This is a genomic window from Actinoplanes sp. NPDC051405 (assembly GCF_055586185.1).
Genome location: NZ_JBVJIR010000012.1, coordinates 194627 through 219256, shown reverse-complemented (window position 1 = coordinate 219256; position 24630 = coordinate 194627). Strand labels below are relative to the sequence as shown.

Here is a 24630-nt window from a genome sequence, read left to right as displayed (position 1 = left end):
ACCCCGTGCCCTGCACCCGGAACAGGGTGACCGGTGTCACGGGAATCGGCAACCCCACACATGAGAGCCGCATACGTTTCATCCTGATCTGGCCTGGTCCGAAGCCTTTCGCGGGGGGAAACGCGTGGAGAACAAGACCCAGAGACGAGTCATAGCCACTGTTGTCGGCACGGCGATGATGATGAGCGGCGCGGTGCCCGTACTGGCCGCCGGAGGTGGTGCGGCGGCCCGCCCGGAGGTGTTGACGGCGCCCGCCACCGAACCCACTCTGCAGACGATCGACCTGACCCCGGTGGCCGGATCTTCGGTGACCGGGCGCAGTGCGTCCGCCGCCGGCGCCCGGGCTGTCGCGCCGCGTACCACCGGGCGGTTCAGCATGGTGGGGGTCACCTGGAGCGACCCGCACCGCAAGCTCGACGGCGTCGTGGAGATCCGCACCCGGCGGGCCGCCGACGGCGCCTGGACCGGATGGCAGCGGCTGGAGTCCGACGGTGCCTCGCCGGCCGAGCCGGGCTCGGGCGACGCGGAAGCGGCCCGGGGCAGCACCGACCCGCTCTGGGTCGGCGAGTCGGACGGGGTGCAGGCGCGGATCGCCGACGCCGGCCGGACCCGCCCGCTGCCCGCCGGACTGCGGATGGACCTGGTCCACCCCGGTGACCCGGGGACGTCGGCACCGCCGGCCACCCCGGCTGCCGACGCGCTGCCGGCGCCGGCCGGACGGGCCCGCGCCGACGTCGCCGTGCCGCCGCGACCGGCGCCGACGGTGTTCAGCCGGGCCCGGTGGGGCGCCAACGAGAAGATCGTGCAGGGGGCTCCCGAATACTCCACCGACGTGCAGGTGGTCTTCGTGCACCACACGGCCGGGACCAACAACTACAGCTGCTCCCAGTCCGCGGCGATCATCCGGGGCATCCAGGCGTACCACGTGAAGAGCAACCACTGGGACGACATCGGCTACAACTTCCTGGTCGACAAGTGCGGAACCCTGTTCGAGGGCCGCGCGGGCGGCGTCTCCCGGCCCGTGCTGGGCGCGCACACCCTCGGTTTCAACGCCCGCAGCAGCGCCATCGCGGTGCTCGGCAACTACTCCGGCACCGGCGTCCCGGCCCGGGTCAAGCGGGTGATCGCGCAGGTCGCGGCGTACAAGATCGGGGCGTACGGCAACACGCCGACCGGCCGGGTCGCGATGACCTCCAGTGGCAGCGACCGCTACGCCAAGGGCAGCACCGCGATGCTGAACCGGGTCTCCGGGCACCGCGACACCGGCAAGACCGAATGCCCCGGCAACACCCTGTACGCGCAGCTCGGCTCCATCCGCAGCATCGCCGGCGCCGCGCCCAGCGGCCTCGCGGTGACCAAGGTCAACGGCGCCACCAAGGTCGGCACCACCTACTACACGCGCGGCACGATCCGGCCGTTCTGGCAGGTCAGCACCGCGACGAGCATGCTGTACCGGTTCGACGTGCTCGTCGACGACGTGGTCACCGCATCGGCGCCGCGGGGCGACCGGCAGCGACTGCTCACCCTGAGCTCGGGCCCGCACACCCTGCGCATCCGCGCGGTCGGCCTGAACGGCAGGACATCGATCACCAGCGTGGCCGTGCTGGTGGACCGGACCCTGCCCGAGTTCACCAGCGGACCGAGCGTCTCGCTGCGGACCGGGTCGGTCAACGGGATCGTGCCGGTCCGGGTGCGCTGGGCAGTCACGGACGCGGGCGGGCTGGGCAGCCTGGCCCTGACCGCCCCGGCGCCGGTCAAGCTGGCCACCACCACGACGACCTGGGCCGGCAGCGTCAAGCCCGAGGCCGAGACCTCGTACGGGCTGCGCGCCACCGACCGGGCCGGGAACGGGAGTTCGGTGGCCGTGCAACGCACCGCGTCCGTCACCGCGGAGACGGCCGGCGAGCGGACCGGGACCTGGAGCACGGTGACCGGGACGGCGTACCTGGGTGGTCAGGCGCTGCGCAGTACGGCCGCGGAGTCCTCGCTGAGCTGGACCTTCACCGGCCGGTCGGCGGCGCTGGCGGTGTCCCGCACGGCGGTGTCCGGCCGGGTCCAGGTCTTCGTCGACGACGCGCCGGCCGGGATCATCGACCTGCGCTCGCCCGAGACGCTGCACCGGCGCGCGGTGTGGACGCGGGCCTGGCCCGACAGCGTGCAGCACACGGTCCGGATCGTCGTCGAGGGCACCGCGGGCCGCCCCGGCGTGATCGCCGACGGGCTGGTCTATCTGCGGTGACCGCCACCCTGCGGGTCGGGCCGGTCGGCGAGCTGCTGGTCGAGCACGACCCGCAGGGACCGCATGGCGAAGTAGAGCCGGGACTTGAGCGTCTCGACCGGTACGCCCCGGGCCGCCGCCGCGTCCTCCAGCGAGACACCCTGGTAGAAGAGCTCGATCAGCACGTCCCGGTGGGCCGCGGCGAGGTCGTCCATGGCCCGGACGATGGTCGTGCCGGCGCGCGGGGACGGCGGGGTGTCGAGCGGTTGCCGGTCGTCGTGGCCGGCCATCCGGGCACTGTCGCGCAGGATCGTCCGGGCGGTCAGCACCAGCCACGGGCGTACGGCCGAGGCCCGTTGCGGGTAGCGCGACGGGTCCTGGGCGGCGCGGTAGAGCGTCTCCTTGAGCAGGCTCTCGGCGGCCGCCTCGTCGCCGCCGGTCAGCCGCAGCACGTACGTCTCCAGCGCCTCCCGGTGCGGTTCCACCAGGGTGTCGAACGCCGAGCCGGCGCGCTGCTGCGCGGTGCGGGCGGCGGCGCTGCCCGGCGTCGGGACGAACAGGTCCGCGTGCAGCGGAGGATTACGAGGCCGGTCGGCCGCGTGGCGGCCCATGGGTGCCCCTCTCTGATGCGGTGAGCCTCCATGCTGGGCCGTCGGACCGCCCACGGACACGGGAGAAGTACCCACGATCAGGTATTCGGGTACGGATCGGGTAGTTCCCCCGTGTCCGCGCGCGGGGCCGAGGTGAACTGTTGGTCGCTGGAGGACCGACATGTTGTGCGTGCACGTGCCGCCCTGTCCCGGGGCGACCCAGACCGACCACGAGGCCGCGCGGGTGGTCGCCACCCATCCTGAGCAGGGGTGGAGCCTGCTCTGCAACGGCGTGGTGACCTTCGACGACAACGGCGAGCTGCTCCCCGACGGCCGCGTCACCGCGCCGCGGGTGTGCGCCGGACTCGCGCTCGCGGCGCGACCCGAGGTGTCCGTGGGCATCCACGCGACGGCAACCGGAGGTCACACCCACTAACGTGCTCCTATGAGCACCGCCACGACCGCGCGTGGTTCCCCCGGCAACCTGCCCGCCGAGGTGACCAGTTTCGTCGGCCGGCGGCACGAGCTGACCGGGGTCCGGCGGATGCTGGCCACCAGCCGGCTGGTGACCCTGACGGGGGCGGGCGGCGTCGGCAAGACGCGGCTGGCCCAGCGCATCGGGCTGGACATGCGGCGGGCCTTCGCCGACGGCGTGTGGCTGGTCGAGCTGGCCGAGCTGCGCGATCCGGACCTGGTCGCGGTGACGGTGGCCGAGGCCCTCGGGGTACGCGAGGAGTCGGTCAGTTCCGGCGCGCCCGGACTGGTCACGTTCCTGGCCGACCAGCAGGCGCTGCTGATCCTGGACAACTGTGAGCACCTGGTCGGCGCCTGCGCGGATCTCGCCGAGACCCTGCTGCGCAGCTGCCCGGGGCTGCGCATCCTGGTGACCAGCCGGCAGGCGTTGCGGATCGCCGGCGAGGCCACGCTGACCGTGCATCCGCTCTCGGTGCCCGACGCGGACGAGGACTGCACCCCGGCCGACCTGTCCCGCTACGAGTCGGCCAGCCTGCTGGTGGAACGGGCGACCGCGGTGCTGCCCGGCTTCGCCGTCACGGACACGAACTGCGCCACCATCAGCGCGCTGTGCCAGGCCCTGGAGGGCATGCCGCTGGCGATCGAGCTGGCCGTGGCCCGGCTGCGGGTGCTGACGCTGGACGAGATCCTGGACCGCCTGACCGACCGGTACCGGCTGCTCACCGCTGGTGCCCGCAACGCGCCGGCCCGCCAGCAGACGCTGCGCGCCCTGATCGACTGGAGCTGGGATCTCTGCTCCGAGCCGGAGCAGCTGCTCTGGTCCCGCCTGTCGGTCTTCTCCGGCGGCTTGGAGCTCGACGCCGCCGAGTACGTCGGCGCGGACTCCAAGCTGCCGGCCGACGCCATCCTGGACGTGGTCGCGTCGCTGGTGGAGAAGTCGATCATCGTCCGCACCGGGGACGGTCCGCGGGCCCGCTACAAGATGCTCGAGGTGATCCGCGAGTACGGCGTCGCCCGGCTGGCCGCCGCCGGTGAGCAGGCGGAGGTCGCGCGGCGGCACTGCGACTGGTTCGCCCGCCTGGCCGCGTACGGCGACACCCACTGGGTGAGCCCCGACCAGGCCGCGCTGATGCTGCGGTTGCGTCACGAGCAGGCCAACCTGCGCGTCGCCCTGGAGTACGCGGTCACCTCGGCCGCCCCGGAGACCGCTCTGCGCTTCGCCGCCGACCTGCAGAACCACTGGTTCGTCCGCGGTTTCCTCTCCGAGGGCCGGCACTGGCTGGACCGGGCGCTGGCCATGCCCGCGCCGCGGCACTGGACCCGGGTCAAGGCCCTGCGGGTGGCGGGATGGATCGCCTGCGTGCAGAGCGACGCGTCACGCGCGGAGACCCTGCTGACCGACGCCCGGTCGCTGGCGATGACTCTGCCGCCGTCGCCGGAGCTGGCGTTCATCCCGCTGATCGAGGGCAACATCGCCATGTTCGGCGGCGACCACGCCAAGGCGCTGCCGCTGTTCGAGCAGGCCCTGATCCGGTTCCGGGAGCTGGGCTCGCTCAGCGGCGAGATGTGGACGCTGGCGGTGCTGGGGCTGGCCCGCGGCCTGGCCGACGACGACCCGACCGACGGCTACCCGGACCTGCTGGCGTGCCGGGACCTGGCGGCGGCCAACGGTGAGGTGTGGTGGCGCTCGTTCGCGATGTGGGCGCTCAGTGTGCTGCGCTGGCTGGCGGGTGACCTGGCGGGCGCGGCCGAGGCGGCCAAGGAGAGCCTCGAGGTCGGCAAGCTGGTCGAGGACGAGCAGTTCAGCGTGGGCCTGTCGCTGGAGAGCCTGGGCTGGGTGTGCGCCACCGAGCGGCGCGACCAGCGCGCGGCCGAACTGCTGGGCGCGGCCGAGCGGGTGTGGCAGGCGATGCACGCCTCGCTGGCGTCGTTCCACGGCCTGCAGGACCACCACGACGAGGCGGTCGCCACGCTCCGGGCGCGGCTCGGCGACCGGGCGTTCGACGCGGCGTTCCGGCGCGGGAGCGAGCTCAGCACCGCCGAGGCGCTGACCATGGCGCTGGAACGCTCGCCTTCTCCCGGGATCCCGGCGCCGCGTACGGCCGCGGCCGAGCCGGCTCCCACCGCGGACGCCCGGCTGGCCGAGCTGGGCCTGACCCGGCGCGAGCGCGAGGTCATCACGCTGATCGCGCAGGGGCTGAGCAACCGGGAGATCGCGGCCCGGCTGGTGGTGGCCCAGCGTACGGCGGAGGGCCACGTGGAGAACATCCTGAGCAAGCTGGGCTTCACGTCCCGGGCGCAGGTGGCGGGCTGGCTGGCGGCGCAACGCGGTACCTGACAGAAGGTGTCAGGTACCGGAGGCAGGATTCAGTGCGTGGGCGACGATCAGCGCCGCCCGTACCCGAAAGGCTCCTGCCATGCCCGGTTTCGCCTCCCTCGCCATGATCAATCTCGACGCCGCGGATCCTCCCGGCCTGGCGACGTTCTACTCGCAGGTGCTGGGCTGGGACGTCCTGCACAGCGAGGCCGAGTACGCCATGATCGGCGACGGCTCCACCAGCATCGGCTTCGGCCGGCTGCCCGGCTACTCGGCGCCCGGCTGGCCCCAGGAGACCGCCCCGAAGCGCTTCCACCTGGACTTCTACGTCGACGACCTGGACAAGGCGGAGGAGCAGGCGCTGGCCCTGGGCGCCACCAAGCCGGCCGAGCAGCCGACCCCGGACCGCTGGCGCGTGCTGCTCGACCCGGGCGGCCACCCGTTCGACCTCTGCCTGCGTTCGTGATCGGCGGACTCCAAGCAACCGCTTGACGTTTTCCGCCGCGCCGCGCAGACTCCAAGCATGTCCTTGGAGTCCAACCCGGCGCGGCGGGTCGTCACCGACCCGCTGGCCCTGCGCGCCCTCGCCCACCCGCTGCGACTCAAGATCTGGAACCTGGTCGGCCGGGAGGGCCGGCTCACCGCCGCCGACGCCGCCCGCCAGCTGGGCATCAGCCAGGCCCTGGCCTCCCACCACCTGCGCCAGCTGGCCAAGTACGGCTACGTCGAACGCGGCAGCGCGGAGAACCAGCGCGAACGCCCCTGGCAGCTCACCGCCACCTCGCACCGGTTCAAGGGCGACGACTCCGCCGAGGGCTGGGAGGCCGTCGAGTTCCTCGACCGCTACCTGGCCGAGCAGGCCGTCACCCAGCTCGCGGAGTGGCAGGAGCGCCGCGCCGACGAGGACCCCGGCTGGTCCGAGCACAGCGGCGTCTCACAGAGCCTGCTCTACCTGACCGTCGACGAGCTGGCCGAGCTGGGCCAGGCCTGGCGCGACCTCACCGCCGAGTACGCCCGGCGGCGACCGCTCGGTGACGCCGAGAGCCGGGGCCCGGGCGTGGTGCCGGTCAACCTCACCCTGGTCAAGGCCCCGCTGCGGCCGACGCCCTCGGGCGGCTGACATGGGGCGGCTGCGGACCGTACTGGGCGGCAATCGCGATCTGCGGCTGCTGCTGGCCGCCAACCTGGTCTCGCTGACCGGGGACTGGATCCTGCGCACCGGGGTCGCGTACCAGATCTATGTCCTGACCGGCTCCACGCTCGCCTCGGCCGCCGCCGTGCTGGCCTCCCTGCTCCCCCAGCTGGTCCTCGGCTCGGTGGCCGGGGTCTACGCCGACCGGTGGGACCGGCGGCGGACCATGGCCGTGACCAATCTGCTGATGGCGGCGGCCCTGCTCCCGCTGCTGGCGGTGCAGGATGCCGGCCGGGCCTGGATCGTCTACGCGGTCATCGCGGTGCAGAGCTGCCTGGCGCCCTTCTTCGGCTCGGCCGAGGCGGCGCTGGTGCCGTCCGTGGTGCCCGCCGACCAGCTCGTCACAGTCAACGCGCTCAACAGCCAGGTCCGCGATGTGGCCCGGCTGGCCGGCGCGGCGCTCGGCGGGGTCATCGCGGGCCTCGGCGGGATCGCTCTGCTGGCCGTCGCGGACGTCGCCACCTTCCTGCTGGCGGCGGCCCTGATCGCCGGCATCCGGGGGCGGTCGGTGTCCGGACCCGCGCAGCGCCCGCACGTGTTCCGCGAGTGGGCCACCGGACTGCGGATCGCCGTCACCGGCCGGACGCTGCGGATCTTCCTCGCCTTCATGCTGATGACCGGCATCGGCGAGGGCATCATGGGCACCTTGATGGCGCCGTTCATCCGTGACGTACTGGGCGGCGACGCCCGCGGCTACGGTCTGGTCATGGCGGCGCAGGCGGTCGGCGGCATCACCGGCGGCCTGGTGGTGACGATGATCGGCCACCGGTTCCCGCCGCGGGCGATGTTCGGCTGGGGCGCGACGATCTTCGGCGGGCTGGACCTGGTGCTCTTCCTCTATCCACTTCTCAGCCGGGCGCTGTGGCCGGCGGTTGTGCTCATGGTGCTGGTCGGGGTGCCGGTCGCTTTCCTGGCCGCGGGCGGCACGACCGTGTTCCAGCAGGCGACCGACGACCGCCACCGCGGCCGGGTCCACGGCGCGCGGGTCGCGGTGACCGGGGCCGCGATGCTGCTGGGCACGATCGCGGCCGGCGCGCTGGGCGAGCGGATCGGCATTCTGCCGGTCATCGCGACACAAGGCGCGGGCTATGCGGTCGCGGGCGTCATGGTCCTGCTGGCGCTCCCCCGCGACACCAGAACGGTACGGCCGGACATGTCGCTCGCGGCCTGAGATCATCCGGTGATGCTCGCCGACCTCATCGCCGCCCTGACCCCGCACGACGATCTCGCCGCCGCGCACCGGGCCGACGCGCTGGCCTGGCTGGCCGGCACGGACGACGTGTACCGCCGGGTCAAGCCCGCGACGCCGCCGAAGCACCTGGTGTCGTACGTGGTGCCGGCCGACCCGGCCACCGGCGACGTGCTGCTGGTGGACCACCGCAACGCGAAGCTCTGGCTGCCGCCGGGCGGCCACGTGGAACCGGGTGAGCATCCGGCGCTGACAGCCGCCCGCGAACTGGAGGAGGAGCTCGGCTGCACCGGCGTGGCGGCCGAGCCGGTCTTCCTGACCGTGACCGAGACGGTCGGCGTGGACGCGGGGCACACGGACGTGAGTTTGTGGTTCCCGGCCGTGGTGGGCCGGGACGAGCCGCTGCGGGTGGACGAGCGGGAGTTCGCCGGGGTGCGGTGGTGGTCCCGGGCGGAGCTGGCGGCGGCTGACCCGGCTCGCTTCGAGCCGCATCTCGGCCGCTACCTCGCCGCCCGGGACCAGATCTGACTTCGCTCAGGCGAAGTACACAGCGCCGTCGGCACCGGTCCAGCCGGAACCGATCTCCACCGGGTTGCCCCAGCGGACGGTCAGGTCACCGTTGATGCCGTTGTTGTAGTACGCGAACAACTTGCCGTCGTCCTTGCGGATCACCTCGGCAAAGCCGTCACCCGAGATGTCCGCGAAGTAGACCGCGCCGTCGGCACCGGTCCAGCCGGCACCGATCTCCACCGGGTTGCCCCAGCGCACGGTCAGGTCACCGTTGATGCCGTTGTTGTAGTACGCGAACAACTTGCCGCTGTCCTTGCGGACAACCTCGGCGTAACCGTCTCCGGAGATGTCAGCGAAATACACCGCGCCATCGGCACCGGTCCACCCCGAACCGATCTCCACCGGATTACCCCACCGCACCGTCAGGTCACCGTTGATGCCGTTGTTGTAGTACGCGAACAACTTGCCGCTGTCCTTCCGGATCACCTCGGCGAAACCGTCACCCGAGATGTCCGCGAAGTAGACCGCACTGTCAGCACCGGTCCACCCCGAACCGATCTCCACCGGATTACCCCACCGCACCGTCAGGTCACCATTGATGCCGTTGTTGTAGTACGCGAACAACTTGCCGTCAGACTTGCGGATCACCTCGGCGAAACCGTCTCCGGAGATGTCAGCGAAATACACACCGCCGTCAGCTCCGGTCCACCCCGAGCCGATGTCGACCGGGCTGCCCCAGCGGACGGTCAGGTCACCGTTGATGCCGTTGTTGTAGCGCGCCCGCAGCAGACCGCTCTCCTTGCTGATCACCTCCGCGTGCCGGTCGCCCGACAGTGAGTCGCCGCGGGTCTGCCACAGTGCGGCGGCGATGCGCGCGCCGTCGGCCGCTTCCGGCTGGTACCGGGCCGGGTACGCCGACACCTGCACACGCTGGCAGACGTCGCCGACGACCGCGTTCTGCCAACTGCCGTTGGGGTACAGCGACAGCATCTTGTTGAGGAACGCGTTGGTCGCCCAGGTCGGGTCCAGCCGCTGGGCGCGGGTGCCCCACGACGCCCGCTGCTGGAACAGGCCGAGACTGTCGTGGTCGTACTCGTGCGAGATGTTCTCGATGGTCGACTCGGGGATCGTCGTGGTGACCGCAATCGTGGCGGCGTGCACGGGCAGGTTGCGGGCCCGTACGGCCTCGACGACCTTGCGGGCGCAGGAGATCTTGTATCCCGTCAGCTTGTTGCGGAGCTGCCCGGTGAGCTGCGGGTTGAGTTGCCGGGCCAGATCGTTGTCGCGGCCGGTGACGCCGGCGGGGTCGCACGCCACGGTGACCCAGGCGTGGGCCGGTGCCGCGGTGACCGCGACGACGCCGGTGGCGATGAGCAGGGTCGCGGCCAGCCCGGACAGGCGTCGGGTGAGGGTTCTCATGGAAGGCTCCCCGCTCACGCGACGTAGATGGCGGTGTCGGCCATGGTCCAGCCGGAGCCCACGACGGTCGGGCTGCCCCAGGTGACCTTCAGGTCCGACGTGATGCCGTTGTTGTAGCGGGCCACCAGCTCACCGTCCTGTTTGGTGATGCGGTCGGCGCGACCGTCGCCGTTCAGGTCGGCGAAGTAGACGGAGGTGTCCGCCACGGTCAGGCCCGACTCGACCTCGATCGGATCGCCCCACCGGACGGTCAGGTCGCCGTTGATGCCGTTGTTGTAGTGGACGAACAATTTGCCGTTGTCCTTGCGGATCACCTCGGCGTACCCGTCGCCCGAGATGTCGGCGAACTGGACGGCGTTGTCGGCTCCGGTCCAGCCGCCGCCGATGCGCACGGGACTGCCCCAGATCACCGCTCCGTTGCCGTGCACGCCGTTGTTGTAGTAGGCGAAGAGGGCGCCGTCGGCATCCTTGCGGATCACCTCGGCGTAGCCGTCACCCGAGATGTCGGCGAAGTACACCGAGTCGTCGGCCATCGTCCAGCCGACGCCGATCTGCTTCGGCCCGGTCCAGCGGACCCCGAGGGAACTGGTGACGCCGTGGTTGTAATAGGCCTGGAGCGCCCCGGCCGAGTCCTTGCGGATGGCGTCGGTCTGGCCGTTGCCGTCCAGGTCGGCGAGATAGAGAGCGTTGTCCGAACCGGTCCAGCCGTTGCCGATCTTGACCGCACCGCCCCAGGCGACGGCTCCGGCGCTGTCGACACCGTTGTTGTAATACGCGTAAAGGTCGCCCGCGGCGTCCTTACGGACCAGTTCCGCGTGGCCGTCGGCGGAGAGCGAGTCGCGGCGGGCGGCGGCCAGGTTGGTACGCCGGATCGGCGTGTACGACATCAGGTCGTCCGCCTTGTTGAAGCCGAGGCTGCCGACGTTGTTGGGTCCCCACGGATTCTGCACGGTCTCGCCGTCGCTGTTGAACGAGTACACGTACGCGCCCTGGTTGTGGTCGCCGGAGTTCTTCCAGTGGGAGAACAGTTCCATGTGCCCGTTGCGCACGATCGCATCGCCCGGCGCCAGTTGATCCCGGCCGGCCAGCCTGGTCCAGTACGGCGAGGAACCCTGGAAGTCGCCGGTGACGTAGCTCTGGCTCAGGTGCCAGGCCATCGACACCAGGCCCGAGCAGTCGCGCCGGTAGGTCTTGTCCGCCCAGGCGTCCCGGAACCAGGTGCCGGTCTGGGTGTAGGTGATTCCGGCGTCCACCCAGAACTGGGCCCGGGCCAGCACCTCGGAGCGGCCGATGGATCCATTGATGACGGACGCGTGCGCGGCCTCGGGGGCTGCGACGACGGCTGAACTCACGCCGAAGCCGATGCCGGCCGCGGCCATGGCGAGCACGCTGGTAACGGTGGCGAGAAGGGAGCTGTGCGATGGGCGAAGGGGCATGGCTGCATCCCTGCTTTCGATTGATCGACAGTCGAATGTGGAAGTGAATTGACACCGGTCGCTACTGGCGACGGTGCGGAGGCGCGCTTAAGGTGGCCTGAGGCAGCAAGCAACCGGGTGAGGAGCCAGTCGGCGGCCTCACTCACATACGGGGTGTGCAGTGCTCGTCTCTTCGGGGCTCGTCTCTTCGGGCGTCTCCTTTCGCGGCTTCCGGCCGGACTTCTCGGCTGGCAGGACCATCGCGCACCGAGCGGGAACGAACCTTGACCGATCCTTGACCGCCCCTGATCCCGCGCCGGCATGATCGAGTTCCGGCTGCTGGGCGAGGTCCAGATGTGGGTGTCCCGCCAACCGGTCGCGCTCGGCCCGCTCAAGCAGCGGACCGTCCTGGCCGCGCTGCTGATCGACGCGGGCACTTCGGTGCCGACGGACACGCTCATCGACAGGGTGTGGGACGAGGCCCCGCCGGCGGAGGCACGCAACGTCCTCTACACGTACATGGCCCGGCTGCGCCGGGTCCTGCTCACGGCGTCCGCCGACGCGCCGTCGCTGCTGCGCAAGCCCGGCGGTTACCTGTTCGACGTCGACCCGGCGCTGATCGACCTGCACCTGGTGCGCCGCCTCACCACGCAGGCCCGCGAGCACCCGGAGGGCGATCCGGCCCGGCTGGCGCTGCTACGGCGGGCCGTCGACCTGTGGCGCGGTGAGCCGCTGGCCGGGCTGAGCGGTGAGTGGGTGGCCCGGATCCGGGAAGGCACCCGTCAGCAGATCCACGGACTGCTGGCCGACTGGGCCGACGCCGAGATCACCGCCGGCCGGTACGCCACAGTGGTCGACCGGCTGTCCCCCGTCGTCGACAGTCACCCCTTGGCCGAACCGCTGATCCTGCACCTGATGCGGGCGTTGTCACTCGACGGCCGCCGGACCGGAGCCCTGGAGCGGTACGGCCGTACCCGTCAGCATCTGGCCGACGAGCTGGGCATCGACCCCTCCGCCGAGCTGCAGGAGCTGCACCAGCGGATTCTGCGAGGCACCTCGGAGCGGCCGGTGCCGCCCGCCGCCGGTGCGGTCACGCCGCTGACTGTGTCACCCGAGCCGATCGAGGCCGCGAGGCCGGCGGAGCCCATCGCCGACCCGCCGTCCGCCGGCTCCGACGAGGGGGTCCCCGGCCGGCAGCTCCCGGTCGGCCTCGACGACTTCACCGGCTGCGAGCCGGAGATCGCGCAGGTGCTCACCACCCTGGGCAGCCGGCCCGGCGAGGACAACCGTCAGGTCGTCGTGGTCACCGGCCCCGGCGGCATCGGCAAGACGTCCTTCACCGTCCACCTGGCGAACCTGCTGGGCCCGCACTATCCGGACGGTCAGATCCTGGTCGGCTCCGAGGGCCGCGAGGGCCAGACCGGTGACCTGGTCGACCGCGTCCTGCGGGCCCTCGGCGTGCAGGACGCCCACCGCCTCGGCACGATCGAGGACAAGGTCGCCCGGTACAGGGCGACCATCCGCGGCCGACGTCTGCTGATCATCATCGACAACGCCGCCGGGGCCGGCGAGATCAGGCCGCTGGTGCCCGGCGCGCCCGGAACGGCACTCATCGTGTCCAGCCGGGCGCGGCTCACCACCATCCCCCGCGCCGAGCACGTCGAGCTGCGCCTGTTCTCCCGGGACGAGTCGCTGACGTTGCTGCGCCGCATCATCGGACGGGAGCGGGTCGCCCGCGAGCCGGAGGCCGCCGTCGCCCTGGCCACCATGTGCGCCGGCCTGCCGCTGGCTCTGCGAATCGTGGCGGCACGGCTGGCCGCCCGTCCACACTGGCGGATCACCCGGCTGCTCGACCGCATGCGCGACGAGCGGCGCCGGCTCGACGAGATGGCGGTCGACGGCCTGGCCGTGCGGATCAGCGTCGGGGTGAGCTACGAGGGCCTGCCGCCGGCCGTACGGAAAGCCTTCCGGCTGCTCGGTTTCCTCGGCTGTGCCACGTTCGCCGAGTGGATGGCCGCGGCCCTGTTCGGCGAATCGGTCGGCGATGCCGGTGATCTGCTGGAGCAGTTGTTCGACGCCCGGCTCGTGGAGATCGACGACAGCCCGGTCGACTCGGTCGTGCGCTACCGGATGCACGAGCTGGTGCGCCTGTACGCCCGCGAACGCGCCCTCGAGGAGGACAGCGAAGCCGATCTCACCGGCTCCGTGCGACGGACGGTCGCCGCCGCCACCGAGATCGTCGACCGGCTGGGCGAGTCGCTGCCGTACGCGGTGGCCCGGTCCTACCAGGGCATCAGCCCGGTTGCCGGCGTGCACCCGACGGTCCTGCAGACCGACTGCAGCGGCCCCGACTGGCTGGCCACCGAAGCCGACGCGCTGGTCGCCACCGTGGTACGGGCCGCCGGGGCGGGCCTCGTCGAGGAGGCCTGCGTGCTCGCCGACGCGCTGGTCTACTCCTCGTTCGCGCTCAACAACGACTTCAGCCGGTGGAACCGCGCCCACGCCGCCGCGCACACCGCCGCGCGGGCGAGCGGCAACCGCGTCGCCGAGGCGGTGATGGCCTGCGGGGTGGGCCTGCTGAGGTACAAGGAGGACCGGTTCACCGACGCGGAGCACCACTTCACCGCGGCCATCGAGCTCTTCGGCGACGTCGGCCACGAGCACGGCCGGGCCGCTGCTGTCAGTGGTCTGGGCACTGTGCTGCGGGAGGTGGGCCGGCACCGGGAGGCGGTGCCGATGCTGGAGCGCGCCCTGCCGGTCCTGGAACGCGTCGGTGATCGCGCCGGCGCGGCCCACGCCGCCTACGGTCTCGGGCACGCCCACCGCGAGCTCGGCAACGACGACCAGGCGATGCGATACCTGGAACGGGCGCGCAACCTGTACCGCTCGGCCGGGCACTGGCGCGGCGAGGCGATCGCCGTCCGCGGCATCGGGCTGGTCCACCGGGCCCGCGGTGACCTCGACGCCGCCGAGGTGTGGTTCGTCCAGGCGCACGACATGGTGCTGCGCCGGGGCGACCGGCTGCTGGCCTGTTACACGACGCAGAGCCTGGCCAAGCTGTGGATCCGCCAGGGCCGGCCCGAGCAGGCCGCCGAGCCGCTCGCCCGCAGCCTGCAGCTCTGCGTCGACGCGCAGGACCGCTTCGGTGCCGCGCTGCTGCGCCGCACGCTCGGCGAGATGCACCTGGCGGCGGGCCGGCCGGACGACGCGCTACGCGACCTCTTCCTGGCCTTCGCGGTGTGGACGGAGCTGGGGCACGAGCTCGGCCGGGCCCGTACCCTGCGCGACGTCGGCGCGGCGCACGTGCTGAGCGGCGACTGCGGGTCGGCCCACCAGGCCTGGCAGTCGGCGTACACCACCTTCAGCCGGCTCGGCCTGCGCGAGGCCGGCGAGTTGAACTGGTGGATCCGCAGGTGGGGTTGCTATTGCGACCACGTCTGGCTCACCGGGGACGATGCCGAGCGCACCCTGCCCTCGTGTCCGTGACGGGCCTGCAAGAAACGTTCCAGGTTCCTGTAGGTGGTGGTTCGTAGCGTGACCGCGCCGCACCGCACCCGAACGGAGACCTCGATGAGACTTGCGAAGCTGTCCCTGGTCACGACGACGCTCTGCCTCACCGCCGCCGTGGCTGCTTGTTCGAGCGACACCGCCACACCGGGCGGCGCCCCGGCGCCGACGTCCACCACTCCGGCGCCGGCAGTATCAGCGAAGGCGCCGGCAGCTTCAGCGAAGGCGCCGGCAGCATCAGCCGCGGCGCCGGCGACCTCGGCGGCGGCCGTGCCCGTGACGACAACCCCGGCGAAGAAGGCGCCGGTGAAGAAGGCCGCGACCGGTGCCCGCCCGCTCGATCCGGGGCCCCCGCCGACCGATCCGGCGTGCGCGCCGGCGGCCATCCTGCCGACGGCCAAGCGGCTGGTGGACGACCCGGCCGCCGGGCTGAAGGTGCAGGCCGTGCAGGTCCCGGTCTGCCGCAACGGGTACGCCCGGGTGTTCACCGTCCCGGCCCGTACGCCCCAGCGGTTCGAGGGTGACCAGCTCTTCCTCCGCCTGGTGGACGGGACCTGGACACTGGTGGGCCGCGGCGCGAGCATCGACTGCGGCGACGCGGACCTGCGGCCGGCCATCGCCCAGGCCTGCACGGCGCTGGGCTGAGCTGCCCGGCTTCTCAGCCGCCTCTCAGTAGCAGGCCGCGAGCATGTCCGACGTGAGGTCAGTTGGCCGACCAGATGGCGGCGTTCAGGGCGGTCGCGAAGGTGACCCAGGCCCAGTACGGCACCAGCAGCCACGCCGCGACCCGGGAGATCGGCCGGAACAGGAAGATCGTCGCGCCGATCAGCAGCCACATCGCCACGATGTCGACCAGGGCCAGGCCGTACCGGCCGAAGCCGAAGAAGATCGGTGTCCACAGTGCGTTGAGCAGGAGCTGCACGGCGTAGACGGTGAGGGCGCGGTTCCAGCCGGTACGGCGCCGGACCAGCCAGCCGGCGACGGCGATCATCGCGTACAGGATCGTCCACACCGGGCCGAACAGCCAGGACGGCGGCGCCCACGACGGCTGGTCGAGGTTCTGGTATTCGGCGGCCGTGCCGGCAACACCGAGGCCGCCGATCAGCGCGGCGGCCGCCACCGCGGCGGCGAACGGGAGCAGACCCCACCAGGAAGGCCGATGCACAGCGGGCGCAGTGGTCATGGCCGGGGCATACCCGTGGCCGCCGCTCGGCTAACTCCGCGCCACCGCGTAGTCCTTGAGTCTGATCCGCTCGGCCTTGCCGAACTGCCGGGTCATGAGCGCCCGCAGCGGCGGCCGGGTCATCATCCGCATCGACCCGGCCCGCAACGCGATCATCGCGGCCGAGTTCGGGGCGAACGCCCGCACGCCGCCCGGCGGCAACCGGATGCCCGCCGCCACGTAGTCACTCAGCTCCCGCTGGTACGCCGCGAACGCCGCGGCCGGGTCACCGGGATTCCCGGCGAGTTCGCCGGCGAGGACGTACGCGCCGACCAGTGCGAGGCTCGTGCCCTGCCCGGCCAGCGGCGACCCGCAGTACCCGGCGTCACCGAGCAGCACGACCCGCCCGCGCGCCCACCGTTCGACCCGCACCTGGCTGATCGCGTCCAGGTAGCAGTCGTCGGCGTCCCGCAACGCGGCGAGCAGCGCGGGCACCCGCCAGCCGACGCCGGCCATGCGTTCGGCGAGCACATCCCGGGAGACGGGCCGGGGCGGCGACGTGAAGGTCAGCGAAGCCATCGCGGTGCCGGGGCGGGCCGGCCGCAGCCCGGCGACCCGTCCGCCCGGGGCGTTGTGCATGAGGAACCAGTGGTCCAGATCGCCGGGATCGGGCACGGTGAAATAGCTCGTGTACGCACCGAGGTGCCGGACGAAGTCCTGCTCCGGGCCGAAGGCCAGCCGGCGCACGGCCGAGCGGACGCCGTCCGCCCCCACCACCACGTCGAACCGTTCGGTGCGGCCGGAAGCGAACCGCACATCGACCCCGCGCTCGTCCTGGGCCAGCGCGACCAGGCGGTCACCGAACCGGTGCTCGACCCCGGGTCCGGCGTGTTCGCGCAGGACAGCGGCCAGGTCACCGCGCAAGATCTCGAGCTCGGCGACGATGCCCTCGCCACCGAACAGGCCTGCGCCGAGCTCGGCGAGCCGCCGGCCGGAGCTGTCGACCAGCGCCACGCCCCGTTCATCGACGCACCGGGCGCGAATCGCGGCCAGCAGTCCCATCCTCTCGACGACGCGGCGCGCGGCCCCGCGGATGTCGACGGTCTGGCCGCCGGGCCGGGGCGCCGCCGCACGTTCCACGATGGTGGCGCCGATACCGTGCCGGCCGAGCCAGTGGGCCAGGGCCGGCCCGGCGATCCCGCCGCCCGAGATGAGTACCCGCATGCTTCTCCCCCGTTCGATGCGTACTGTGTACGCGCAGCTTGCTCAGCCCAGCGGGAACAAGCAAACTGCCCTAGTACGGTCGGCCCTGCCGACGCCGGTGTACTAGGACTGGGGAGGCGCGGTGACGGATACCGTGCCGCCGTATCGCCGGATCGCGGAGGAACTGCGCCGCCGGATCACCGCCGGCGAGCTGACGCCGGGCGACCGGGTGCCGTCGACGCGGCGGCTGGCCGGCGACTTCGGAGTGGCGGTCGCCACTGCGACCAAGGCGCTCGCGGTCCTGAGACAGCAGGGCTTCACGGTCGTCCGGCCCGGCGTGGGGACGGTGGTGGCACCACGGGCGACCGTCGCGCTGAGCCGCCCAGCGGACGGCGAGCTGAGCCGGGAGCGGATCGTGCGGGTGGCGACCGCGGTGGCCGACGCGCACGGCCTGGGCGAGCTGTCGATGCGCCGGGTCGCGGCCGAGCTGGGGGTGGCGACGATGTCGCTGTACCGGCACGTGCCGGGCAAGGACGACCTGATCCTGCTGATGATCGACGCGGCCCTGGGCGAGGAGCGGCTGCCGGCCGTCCGGCCGGCCGGGTGGCGGGCCGGGCTGATCGTCTCCACCACGCTGCTGTGGCGGCTGTTCCGCCGGCATCCGTGGCTGGCCCCGGCGATGTCGCTGACCCGGCCGCAACCGGCGCCGAACGGGCTGCTGCTGGTCGAATGGGTGCTGGAGACGCTGGCACCGACCCGGCTCGACCGGCGGCAACGCCTGTACGTGCACATCCTGCTGTTCAGCTTCGCCCGCGGTATCGCGACGGCGCTGGAACCGGAGGCGGAGGCGCTGCGGGAGACCGGGGTGGGCAGCGACGAGTGGATGGGCTCGCTGGCACCGCCGGCCGCACTGAGCACGGACGCCCTGCCGCGCTTCGCCGAGCTGGTCGAGAGCGACGACTTCGACCTGGATCTCGACCTGCTCTTCCGCTTCGGCCTGGCGCGGCTGCTCGACGGTATCGACGGGTGGCTGAACCGGCCGGGCTAACCGTTCAGCAGACCGTTGATCATGCGCTGGGCGATCGCGTCGAAGCTCGGCTCGGCGGCGGGCGCGTTCTCGGTCAGCACCCGGGCCAGCTCCGGGTACGCGCCGGTCGCCACCGCCGCCTGCAGCTGTTCGACGTGCGCCGCGATCCGTTCCGGGTCGGTGATGCCGGCCTGCGCCTGGGCCAGCTCATGGCTCACGTAGCTGGCGACGAAGCCGGTCAGCAGCGCGAGGATCTCCATCTTGGCGCCGCCGGGAAGCCCGGTCGGGGCCAGGGCGGCCAGCGCGCGTTCCAGGTAGCCGAGCATGTTGGGGCCGGTGAGCTGCCGGTTGGGCAGGGCGGCGGGCAGCCAGGGGTGGCGCAGCATCAGTTGCCGCTGCCAGCGGACCAGGTCGAGCAGGTCCGTGCCCTCGTGCTCCGGATCGAAGGCGCTGATCTGGTCGACCATCTGGTCCACCAGGTCGTCCTTGTCCCGCACGTACGTGTACAGCGACATGACCCCGGCTCCGAGCTCGGCCGCCAGCCGCCGCATGGTGAGCGCGTCCAGCCCTTCGGCGTCGGCGACGGCGATCGCGGCGGCGACGACCTGCGTACGCGAGTGCTTGGGCGGGCGGCCTCGTGGCACGGATTCCTCCGGGATGCTATTTTCAGTACAACGTACGGGAAAGAGGTCCGTCATGGAACGACTGCCATTTTTCCTCCGCCTGCTGCGCCGCCGCGCGCGGGAGGCCATGCCGTACGAGGTGCGGTGGGAGCCCGGGATCGAAGTGCCCGCCGCCGACGGCAGCCCGCTGATCACCGACCACTACGCCCCGGTCACCGACGAGGAATGCCCGGTCCTGTTGATCCGCAGCGCCTACGGCCGCGGCTTCCCGTGGAACTCGTTGTTCGGCGCTTCGTTCGCCGCCCAGGGTTACCGCGTGATCCTGCAGAGCACCCGGGGCACCGGCGGCTCCGGCGGCGACTTCCACATCTGGCGCAACGAGGCCGCCGACGGCCAGGCGACGGTCGACTGGCTGCGCAAGCAGGAGTGGTTCCCGGGCGCCTTCGCCACGATCGGGCCGAGCCAGTTCAGCTATGCGCAGTGGGCCCTCGGCCTCGACCCGCCACCCGAGTGGCGGGCGGCGGTGCTGCAGGTCGCCGTGCACGACTTCTACGACGGCATGTATCCGGACCAGCACTGCGCCTTCCGGCTCGAGCTGGCCCTGATCGCCGGCGTGACGTTCTTCCATCAAGGAGCGGGCACGGGCCGCTATCTCCGCGCCCTGCTGCGACTGGCACGGCATCTGAGGTACGCCGTGCGTGGTGTGCCCGTCCTCGACTCCTACCGCCGGGCACTCGGGGGTCGGCGGCAGGAGTTCGAGGACTGGCTCACCCACCCGTACCAGGATGATCTGTTCTGGGCCGGCGCCGACGCCGGGCCGGCGGCGGACCGGATGACCGTGCCGGTGAGCCTGGTCTCCGGCTGGCACGACCTGGCCCTGGACCAGACCCTGCGGCAGTACGCCCGCCTGCGCCGGGCCGGCCAGGAGCCGACCCTCATGATCGGGCCCTGGACCCACACCTCGCTGTTCGAGCAGGGCCGGTCCGACGTCTTCGCCGACGCCCTGGAGCATCTGCGGGTGCACCTGCGTGGCGAGGGCGAGCGCGGGACCCGGATCCGGGTGCACGTCAACGACGCCTGGCGCGAGCTGAACGCCTGGCCACCCCCGAGCACCCCGGTCCGCTACCACCTGCGGCCGGGCGGCGAGCTGGGCGAGCTCGACGCCGGCAGCACGGCCTTCGACTATGACCCGGCCGACCCGACGCCGTCGTTCGCCGGCCAGTTGCAGTCCCGCACGGCTGGGGCCCGGGACAACAAGACACTAGAGGCGCGGGCCGACGTCCGGACCTTCACCACCGCGCCGCTGACCTCGGCCCTGGAGATCATCGGTACGCCCACCGCGGAGCTGTACGCGAGCGGCAGCACCGGCCACTTCGACCTGTTCGTCCGCCTCTGCGACGTGCACCCCGACGGCCGCTCGATCAACGTGTGCGACGGCTTCACCCGGCTGACCCCGGACCACGCGGACGCCGACCTGGTGCGGGTGCCCATGGGCGCGGCCGGTCACCGCTTCGAGCCCGGTCATCGGATCCGCCTGCAGGTCAGCGGGGGCGCGCATCCCCGCTTCGCCCGCAACTACGGCACCGGCGAGCCGCTGGCCACCGCGACCGAGCTGGTCGCCACCCGCACGACCGTGCACCACGATCCGGAACGCCCGTCCGCGGTGATCCTCCCGCTGCACCGGGAGGTACTTGGCGCCGCCTAATACCGGAGCTATTATGTGACGCATGATAGCGATCGATCCGGGGGACGCCGAGCGGCAGACCCAGTTGCTGCGGGGGGCGCTCGACATGTGCCTGCTCGCCCTGCTGGCCCGCGAGCCCGCCCACGGTTACGAGCTGGTCCGCCGGGTCGAGGCGGCCGGCTTCGACGCGGTCGGCTACGGCACCGTCTACCCCCTGCTGACGCGCATGCGCCGGCTCGGGCTGGTCGCCGACGAGATGCAGGCCAGCCCGGCCGGGCCACCGCGCAAGGTCTACGCGCTCACCGACGCCGGCCGGGCCCGGCTGGGGTCGTGGCAGCAGCAGTGGGCCCGGTTCGTCGGCGTCGTCGACGCCATGCTGAGCGACACCGTCACCGAGAGCCCGAGGAGCTGACCGTGGACCCCATCGACGACGCGCTGGCCACCGCCGACCGCGCCTGGCGGCAGCACGGCGTGCAGCGCAACGACCGCGAGGCGCTGGCCGCCGACCTGCGCCTGGATCTGGAGTCGGCGGCCGCGGACGGGGTCGCTCCGGACCGGCTGCTCGGCGAGGACGTGCCCGCTTTCGCGCGGCGGCTGGCCGACGAGGCCGGCGTCCGGCGCGAGTCACCGGAGCTGGGGCGACTGATCGGCACCGCCTTGACCGGCGCGGTGTTCGGCGCGGCCGTCGGTTACGCCTTCTTCCTGCTCCTCTTCCGGATCGCTGGGCGCCTGGCCGACGTGTCCCGCGACACGCAGGTGCCGGTGCAGGTCGCCGTCGCGATCTTCTACGGCATCCCGGCCGCGCTCGTCGTCGTCGGTGCGGTGGCCGCCGTCCGCTACCGTCTGCGCGCGGTGCCGCGGATCCGGGCGACCGTGCACGCGATGTGCCTGCTGCTGCCCCTCGCCGGCATCGTCATCACGCCGATCACCATGGGCTTCGCCGCGCTGACGGGGTACAGCACCTGGACGCCCGTCGTGCTCACCGAGATGCTGCTGGTGCTGGCCGCGCTGGCCGGCGCCACCGTGCTGGCCCGCCGCTGGGCGCTGCGCGAGCAGGCCGGTGTGCGGCAGACCAGCACGGTCTGAGGCGTACAACGGGATGGTCACGGTTGTTTGGCTCGACTCGACCGGGGGGTACATGCCGCGCCGCATCCCCCACACGAATTGAGGAACACCAATGAGCATCCAGGCTCTCTTCTACCTCATCGCCGTCATCCTGCTCGTGCTCGCCGCGCTGCCGATCGGCACCCGGGGCATCTCGCTGGCCCTGCTCGGCGCCGCGTTCGCGCTGCTGGCCTTCTCCTGGGACACGATCACCGGCTGATCCGGCGATAGATGACGGCCTGCCACGGTTGCAGGACCAGATCCTCGGGCGCCGCGGCGTTGGTGAGCAGCAGTTCCGCTCCCTCCCACGCCGCGGCGTCGTCGATCTCGGCCCGGACGGTCTCGCCCGAGAAGTTGCCGATGACCAGCAAGGTCGTGTCGCCGTGGGTGCGGGTGAAGGCGTACAGCCGCTCGTCGTGCGGCAGCAGCATCGTGAAGTCGCCGTAGACGACCGCGGGCTCCTCGTGCCGCAGCGTGATCAGCTTGCGGTAGAAGTGATAGACCGAGTCCGGGTCCTTGACCGCGGCCTCCGCGTTCACCTGGATGTGGTTCGGGTTGACGGCGAGCCAGGGCGTGCCGGTCGTGAAGCCGGCGTGCGGCGAGGCGTCCCACTGCATCGGGGTGCGCGCGTTGTCCCGGCCGCGGGCCCGCAGCACGGTCAGCACGTCCTCCGGGGAGCGGCCCTCCTGGTCGACAGCCTGCACGTACTGGCCCAGCGCCTCGATGTCGCGGAAGTCGGCGATGGTGGCGAACGGCGCGTTCGTCATCCCCAGCTCCTCGCCCTGGTAGACGTACGGCGTCCCGCGATGCAGGTGCAGCACCGCGCCCAGCATCTGCGCCGACCGGACCCGGTACTGCGGTGAGTCGTCACCGAAGCGGGAGACCACCCGGGGCTGGTCGTGGTTGTTCCAGTAGAGACTGTTCCACCCGTGCTCGGCCAGCCCGGCCTGCCAGCGGCCCAGGATCGCCTTGAGGTCGGTGAGCCGCAACGGGTACAGCAGCCAGGGGTCCTCGCCCCGGTCGACCCAGACGTGGTCGAACTGGAAGACCATGTCGACCTCGCCGCGGGCCGGGTCGGTGAACAGCTTCGCCTCGTCGATAGTCACGCCCGGCATCTCGCCCACGGTCAGCAGCTCCTGCTGGCGGCCGGCGAAGACCCGCTCGTGCATCTCGTGCAGGAACTCGTGGATCCGCGGGCCGTTCATGTAGGACGCCGAGCCGTCCCCGTACGCGATCCCGGGCCGCACCGGCCCGTCCGGCAGCGTGGTGTCCTTGGAGATGTAGTTGATGACGTCCATCCGGAAGCCGTCCACGCCCCGGTCCAGCCACCAGTTCATCATCGCGTAGACCGCCTCGCGAACCTCCGGGTTCTCCCAGTTGAGGTCCGGCTGCTTGCGGCTGAACAGATGCAGGTAGTACTCGCCGGTGGCCGGGTCGTACTCCCAGGCCGGGCCGCCGAACGCCGCGCCCCAGTTGGTCGGCTCGGCGCCGGGCGCACCGGGTTCCATGCCGTCGCGGGCCGGGCGCCACCAGTACCAGTCGCGCTTCGGGTTGTCCTTGGCCGAGCGGCTCTCGGCGAACCACGGGTGCTCGTCCGAGCTGTGGTTCACCACCAGATCCATGATCAGTTTCATGCCGCGGGCGTGCACCCCGGCCAGCAGCTCGTCGAAACCGGCCAGGTCGCCGAAGACCGGATCGATGTCCTGGTAGTCGCTGATGTCGTAGCCGTTGTCGTCCTGCGGCGACGGATAGACCGGGGACAGCCAGATCACGTCCACACCCAGACCCGCGAGATGGTCCAGGTGCGCGCTGATCCCGCGCAGGTCGCCCAGGCCGTCCCCGTCGGCGTCGGCGAAGCTGCGCGGATAGATCTGGTAAACGACGGCGCGGTGCCACCAGGGGTTCTGCATAGTCACTCCTTAACACGGGAACCTCCCGCGAAACATCGGTTCCGCTCCCATACTGGGGCGCATGAGAGTGGCACTGCTCGGACCGGTCGCCTGGCGCACCCCGCCGGTTCACTACGGACCCTGGGAGCTGATCACCAGTCTGCTCGCCGAGGGCCTGACCGCGCGCGGGATCGACGTGACGCTGTTCGCGACGCTCGACTCGGTCACCAAGGCCACACTCGACGGCATCTGCCCGAGCGGCTACGAGGACACCCCGGAGCTCGACGGCCGGGTCTGGGAGGCCCTGCACGTCGCGTACGCGCTGGAGCGCTCCGGCGACTTCGACCTGGTCCACAACCACCTCGACTGGCTCCCTCTGGCGTTCTCCGCGCACTGCAAGGCGCCGATGCTGACCACGGTGCACGGCTTCTCGGGGCCGAACATCCTGCCGGCGTACCGGCGGGGCCGGTCGCACTACGTCTCCATCTCGGACGCCGACCGCTCCCCCGATCTGGACTACCTGGCCACCGTCTACCACGGCGTCGACCTCGAGGGCCTGCCGTTCGACCCGGTGGGCGGGGACGGCCTGGTGGCCTTCGGGCGCATCCACCCGGACAAGGGCACGCACACGGCCATCGAGATCGCCCGCCGGGCCGGCCGCCGGCTGACCCTCTGCGGGATCGTGCAGGACCGGCGCTACTTCGCCGAGCAGGTGGAACCGCACATCGACGGGGACCGGGTGGTCTACCTGGGCTCGGTCGGGCCGGCGCAACGGGCCGCGATCCTCGGTGGCAGCGCCGCCCTGCTGCACCCGATCCTGTTCGCCGAGCCGTTCGGGCTCTCCGTGGTGGAGTCGATGATCTGCGGGACGCCGGTGGTGGCGTACCGCAAGGGATCGATGCCCGAGGTGGTCGACGAGGGTCTCACCGGCCGGCTGGCCGACGACGTCGACCAGGCGGTGGCCGCGGTGGCCGACGTCGCGCGGCTGGACCGCTCGGCCTGCCGGGCGCGGGCCCGCTCGCGCTTCGGCGCGGACCGCATGGTCGAGGACTACCTGGCGATTTACCGCGATCTGGTCGGCTGAACAGCCGTTCTTGTTAATGTCTT

At 71.9% G+C, this 24630-nt stretch carries 22 protein-coding genes; 15 read left to right on the top strand and 7 right to left on the bottom strand.

Features of this window, described 5'->3' with window-relative positions; all coding sequences use genetic code 11:
• The first annotated feature begins 124 nt into the window (after positions 1-124).
• Positions 125-2239, top strand: coding sequence for a peptidoglycan recognition protein family protein (locus ACZ6S4_RS25710; RefSeq protein WP_465477353.1), 2115 nt, complete (start codon positions 125-127; stop codon positions 2237-2239).
• On the opposite strand, the gene ACZ6S4_RS25705 is transcribed toward ACZ6S4_RS25710, so the two are convergent.
• Positions 2227-2829, bottom strand: coding sequence for a sigma factor-like helix-turn-helix DNA-binding protein (locus tag ACZ6S4_RS25705; protein ID WP_360553006.1), 603 nt, complete (start codon positions 2827-2829; stop codon positions 2227-2229). The two genes, ACZ6S4_RS25710 and ACZ6S4_RS25705, sit on opposite strands and share 13 nt — an antisense overlap.
• 163 nt (positions 2830-2992) lie before the next feature.
• On the opposite strand from ACZ6S4_RS25705, the gene ACZ6S4_RS25700 reads away from it, so the two are divergent.
• From ACZ6S4_RS25700 to ACZ6S4_RS25675, 6 genes are all read left to right on the top strand, one after another.
• Positions 2993-3244, top strand: coding sequence for a DUF5999 family protein (locus ACZ6S4_RS25700; protein ID WP_360821393.1), 252 nt, complete (start codon positions 2993-2995; stop codon positions 3242-3244).
• A 9-nt stretch (positions 3245-3253) separates the two neighbouring features.
• Positions 3254-5620, top strand: a complete 2367-nt coding sequence (locus tag ACZ6S4_RS25695) for an ATP-binding protein (protein ID WP_465477352.1) — start codon at positions 3254-3256, stop codon at positions 5618-5620.
• A gap of 79 nt (positions 5621-5699) precedes the next feature.
• Positions 5700-6065, top strand: a complete 366-nt coding sequence (locus ACZ6S4_RS25690) for a VOC family protein (RefSeq protein ID WP_465477351.1) — start codon at positions 5700-5702, stop codon at positions 6063-6065.
• Between the two features lie 57 nt (positions 6066-6122).
• Positions 6123-6719: an ArsR family transcriptional regulator gene (locus ACZ6S4_RS25685; protein WP_465477350.1), complete on the top strand. Its 597-nt coding sequence runs from the start codon at positions 6123-6125 to the stop codon at positions 6717-6719.
• A 1-nt stretch (position 6720) separates the two neighbouring features.
• Positions 6721-7962, top strand: a complete 1242-nt coding sequence (locus ACZ6S4_RS25680) for an MFS transporter (RefSeq protein ID WP_465477349.1) — start codon at positions 6721-6723, stop codon at positions 7960-7962.
• A gap of 12 nt (positions 7963-7974) precedes the next feature.
• Positions 7975-8508, top strand: a complete 534-nt coding sequence (locus ACZ6S4_RS25675; protein WP_465477348.1) for an NUDIX domain-containing protein — start codon at positions 7975-7977, stop codon at positions 8506-8508.
• A 6-nt stretch (positions 8509-8514) separates the two neighbouring features.
• On the opposite strand, the gene ACZ6S4_RS25670 is transcribed toward ACZ6S4_RS25675, so the two are convergent.
• Together ACZ6S4_RS25670 and ACZ6S4_RS25665 are read right to left on the bottom strand one after the other, a co-directional pair.
• Positions 8515-9909, bottom strand: coding sequence for an FG-GAP repeat domain-containing protein (locus ACZ6S4_RS25670; protein WP_465477347.1), 1395 nt, complete (start codon positions 9907-9909; stop codon positions 8515-8517).
• A 14-nt stretch (positions 9910-9923) separates the two neighbouring features.
• On the bottom strand, positions 9924-11345 hold the full coding sequence (locus ACZ6S4_RS25665; RefSeq protein ID WP_465477346.1) for a hypothetical protein: 1422 nt from the start codon (positions 11343-11345) through the stop codon (positions 9924-9926).
• A gap of 300 nt (positions 11346-11645) precedes the next feature.
• On the opposite strand from ACZ6S4_RS25665, the gene ACZ6S4_RS25660 reads away from it, so the two are divergent.
• Together ACZ6S4_RS25660 and ACZ6S4_RS25655 are read left to right on the top strand one after the other, a co-directional pair.
• Entirely contained in the window at positions 11646-14810 is a 3165-nt protein-coding gene (locus tag ACZ6S4_RS25660) for an AfsR/SARP family transcriptional regulator (RefSeq protein ID WP_465477345.1), read from the top strand.
• 84 nt (positions 14811-14894) lie between these two features.
• Positions 14895-15476: a hypothetical protein gene (locus ACZ6S4_RS25655; protein WP_465477344.1), complete on the top strand. Its 582-nt coding sequence runs from the start codon at positions 14895-14897 to the stop codon at positions 15474-15476.
• Between the two features lie 58 nt (positions 15477-15534).
• Here ACZ6S4_RS25655 and ACZ6S4_RS25650 read toward each other — a convergent pair whose 3' ends face one another.
• Together ACZ6S4_RS25650 and ACZ6S4_RS25645 are read right to left on the bottom strand one after the other, a co-directional pair.
• Positions 15535-16014: a TspO/MBR family protein gene (locus ACZ6S4_RS25650; protein ID WP_465477343.1), complete on the bottom strand. Its 480-nt coding sequence runs from the start codon at positions 16012-16014 to the stop codon at positions 15535-15537.
• Positions 16015-16044: 30 nt separating this feature from the next.
• Positions 16045-17217 carry an FAD-dependent monooxygenase gene (locus tag ACZ6S4_RS25645; RefSeq protein WP_465477342.1) on the bottom strand — a complete coding sequence of 391 codons (1173 nt, stop codon included), beginning with the start codon at positions 17215-17217 and terminating at the stop codon, positions 16045-16047.
• Positions 17218-17338: 121 nt separating this feature from the next.
• Here ACZ6S4_RS25645 and ACZ6S4_RS25640 point away from each other — a divergent pair, with 121 nt between their 5' ends.
• The gene (locus ACZ6S4_RS25640) at positions 17339-18244 is read left to right on the top strand and encodes a GntR family transcriptional regulator (RefSeq protein ID WP_465477341.1); all 906 of its coding nucleotides are present in this window, start codon (positions 17339-17341) and stop codon (positions 18242-18244) included.
• Here ACZ6S4_RS25640 and ACZ6S4_RS25635 read toward each other — a convergent pair.
• Positions 18241-18867 carry a TetR/AcrR family transcriptional regulator gene (locus tag ACZ6S4_RS25635; RefSeq protein ID WP_465477340.1) on the bottom strand — a complete coding sequence of 209 codons (627 nt, stop codon included), beginning with the start codon at positions 18865-18867 and terminating at the stop codon, positions 18241-18243. The two genes, ACZ6S4_RS25640 and ACZ6S4_RS25635, sit on opposite strands and share 4 nt — an antisense overlap.
• Positions 18868-18919: 52 nt before the next feature.
• Between ACZ6S4_RS25635 and ACZ6S4_RS25630 the strand changes: the two genes are divergently transcribed.
• The 4 genes from ACZ6S4_RS25630 (at position 18920) to ACZ6S4_RS25615 (ending at position 21854) form a co-directional block, all read left to right on the top strand.
• Positions 18920-20551: a CocE/NonD family hydrolase gene (locus ACZ6S4_RS25630; RefSeq protein ID WP_465477339.1), complete on the top strand. Its 1632-nt coding sequence runs from the start codon at positions 18920-18922 to the stop codon at positions 20549-20551.
• 22 nt (positions 20552-20573) lie between these two features.
• A complete protein-coding gene (locus tag ACZ6S4_RS25625; RefSeq protein ID WP_465477338.1) occupies positions 20574-20942 on the top strand; it encodes a PadR family transcriptional regulator in 369 nt (122 codons plus the stop codon).
• A 2-nt stretch (positions 20943-20944) separates the two neighbouring features.
• Entirely contained in the window at positions 20945-21616 is a 672-nt protein-coding gene (locus tag ACZ6S4_RS25620) for a hypothetical protein (RefSeq protein WP_465477337.1), read from the top strand.
• A gap of 91 nt (positions 21617-21707) precedes the next feature.
• On the top strand, positions 21708-21854 hold the full coding sequence (locus ACZ6S4_RS25615) for a hypothetical protein (protein WP_212990991.1): 147 nt from the start codon (positions 21708-21710) through the stop codon (positions 21852-21854).
• Here ACZ6S4_RS25615 and ACZ6S4_RS25610 read toward each other — a convergent pair.
• Positions 21844-23544, bottom strand: a complete 1701-nt coding sequence (locus tag ACZ6S4_RS25610) for a glycoside hydrolase family 13 protein (protein ID WP_465477336.1) — start codon at positions 23542-23544, stop codon at positions 21844-21846. The two genes, ACZ6S4_RS25615 and ACZ6S4_RS25610, sit on opposite strands and share 11 nt — an antisense overlap.
• Before the next feature lie 61 nt (positions 23545-23605).
• On the opposite strand from ACZ6S4_RS25610, the gene ACZ6S4_RS25605 reads away from it, so the two are divergent.
• Complete coding sequence (locus ACZ6S4_RS25605) at positions 23606-24607, top strand: glycosyltransferase family 4 protein (RefSeq protein WP_465477335.1); 1002 nt, start codon at positions 23606-23608, stop codon at positions 24605-24607.
• Positions 24608-24630 lie beyond the last annotated feature (23 nt).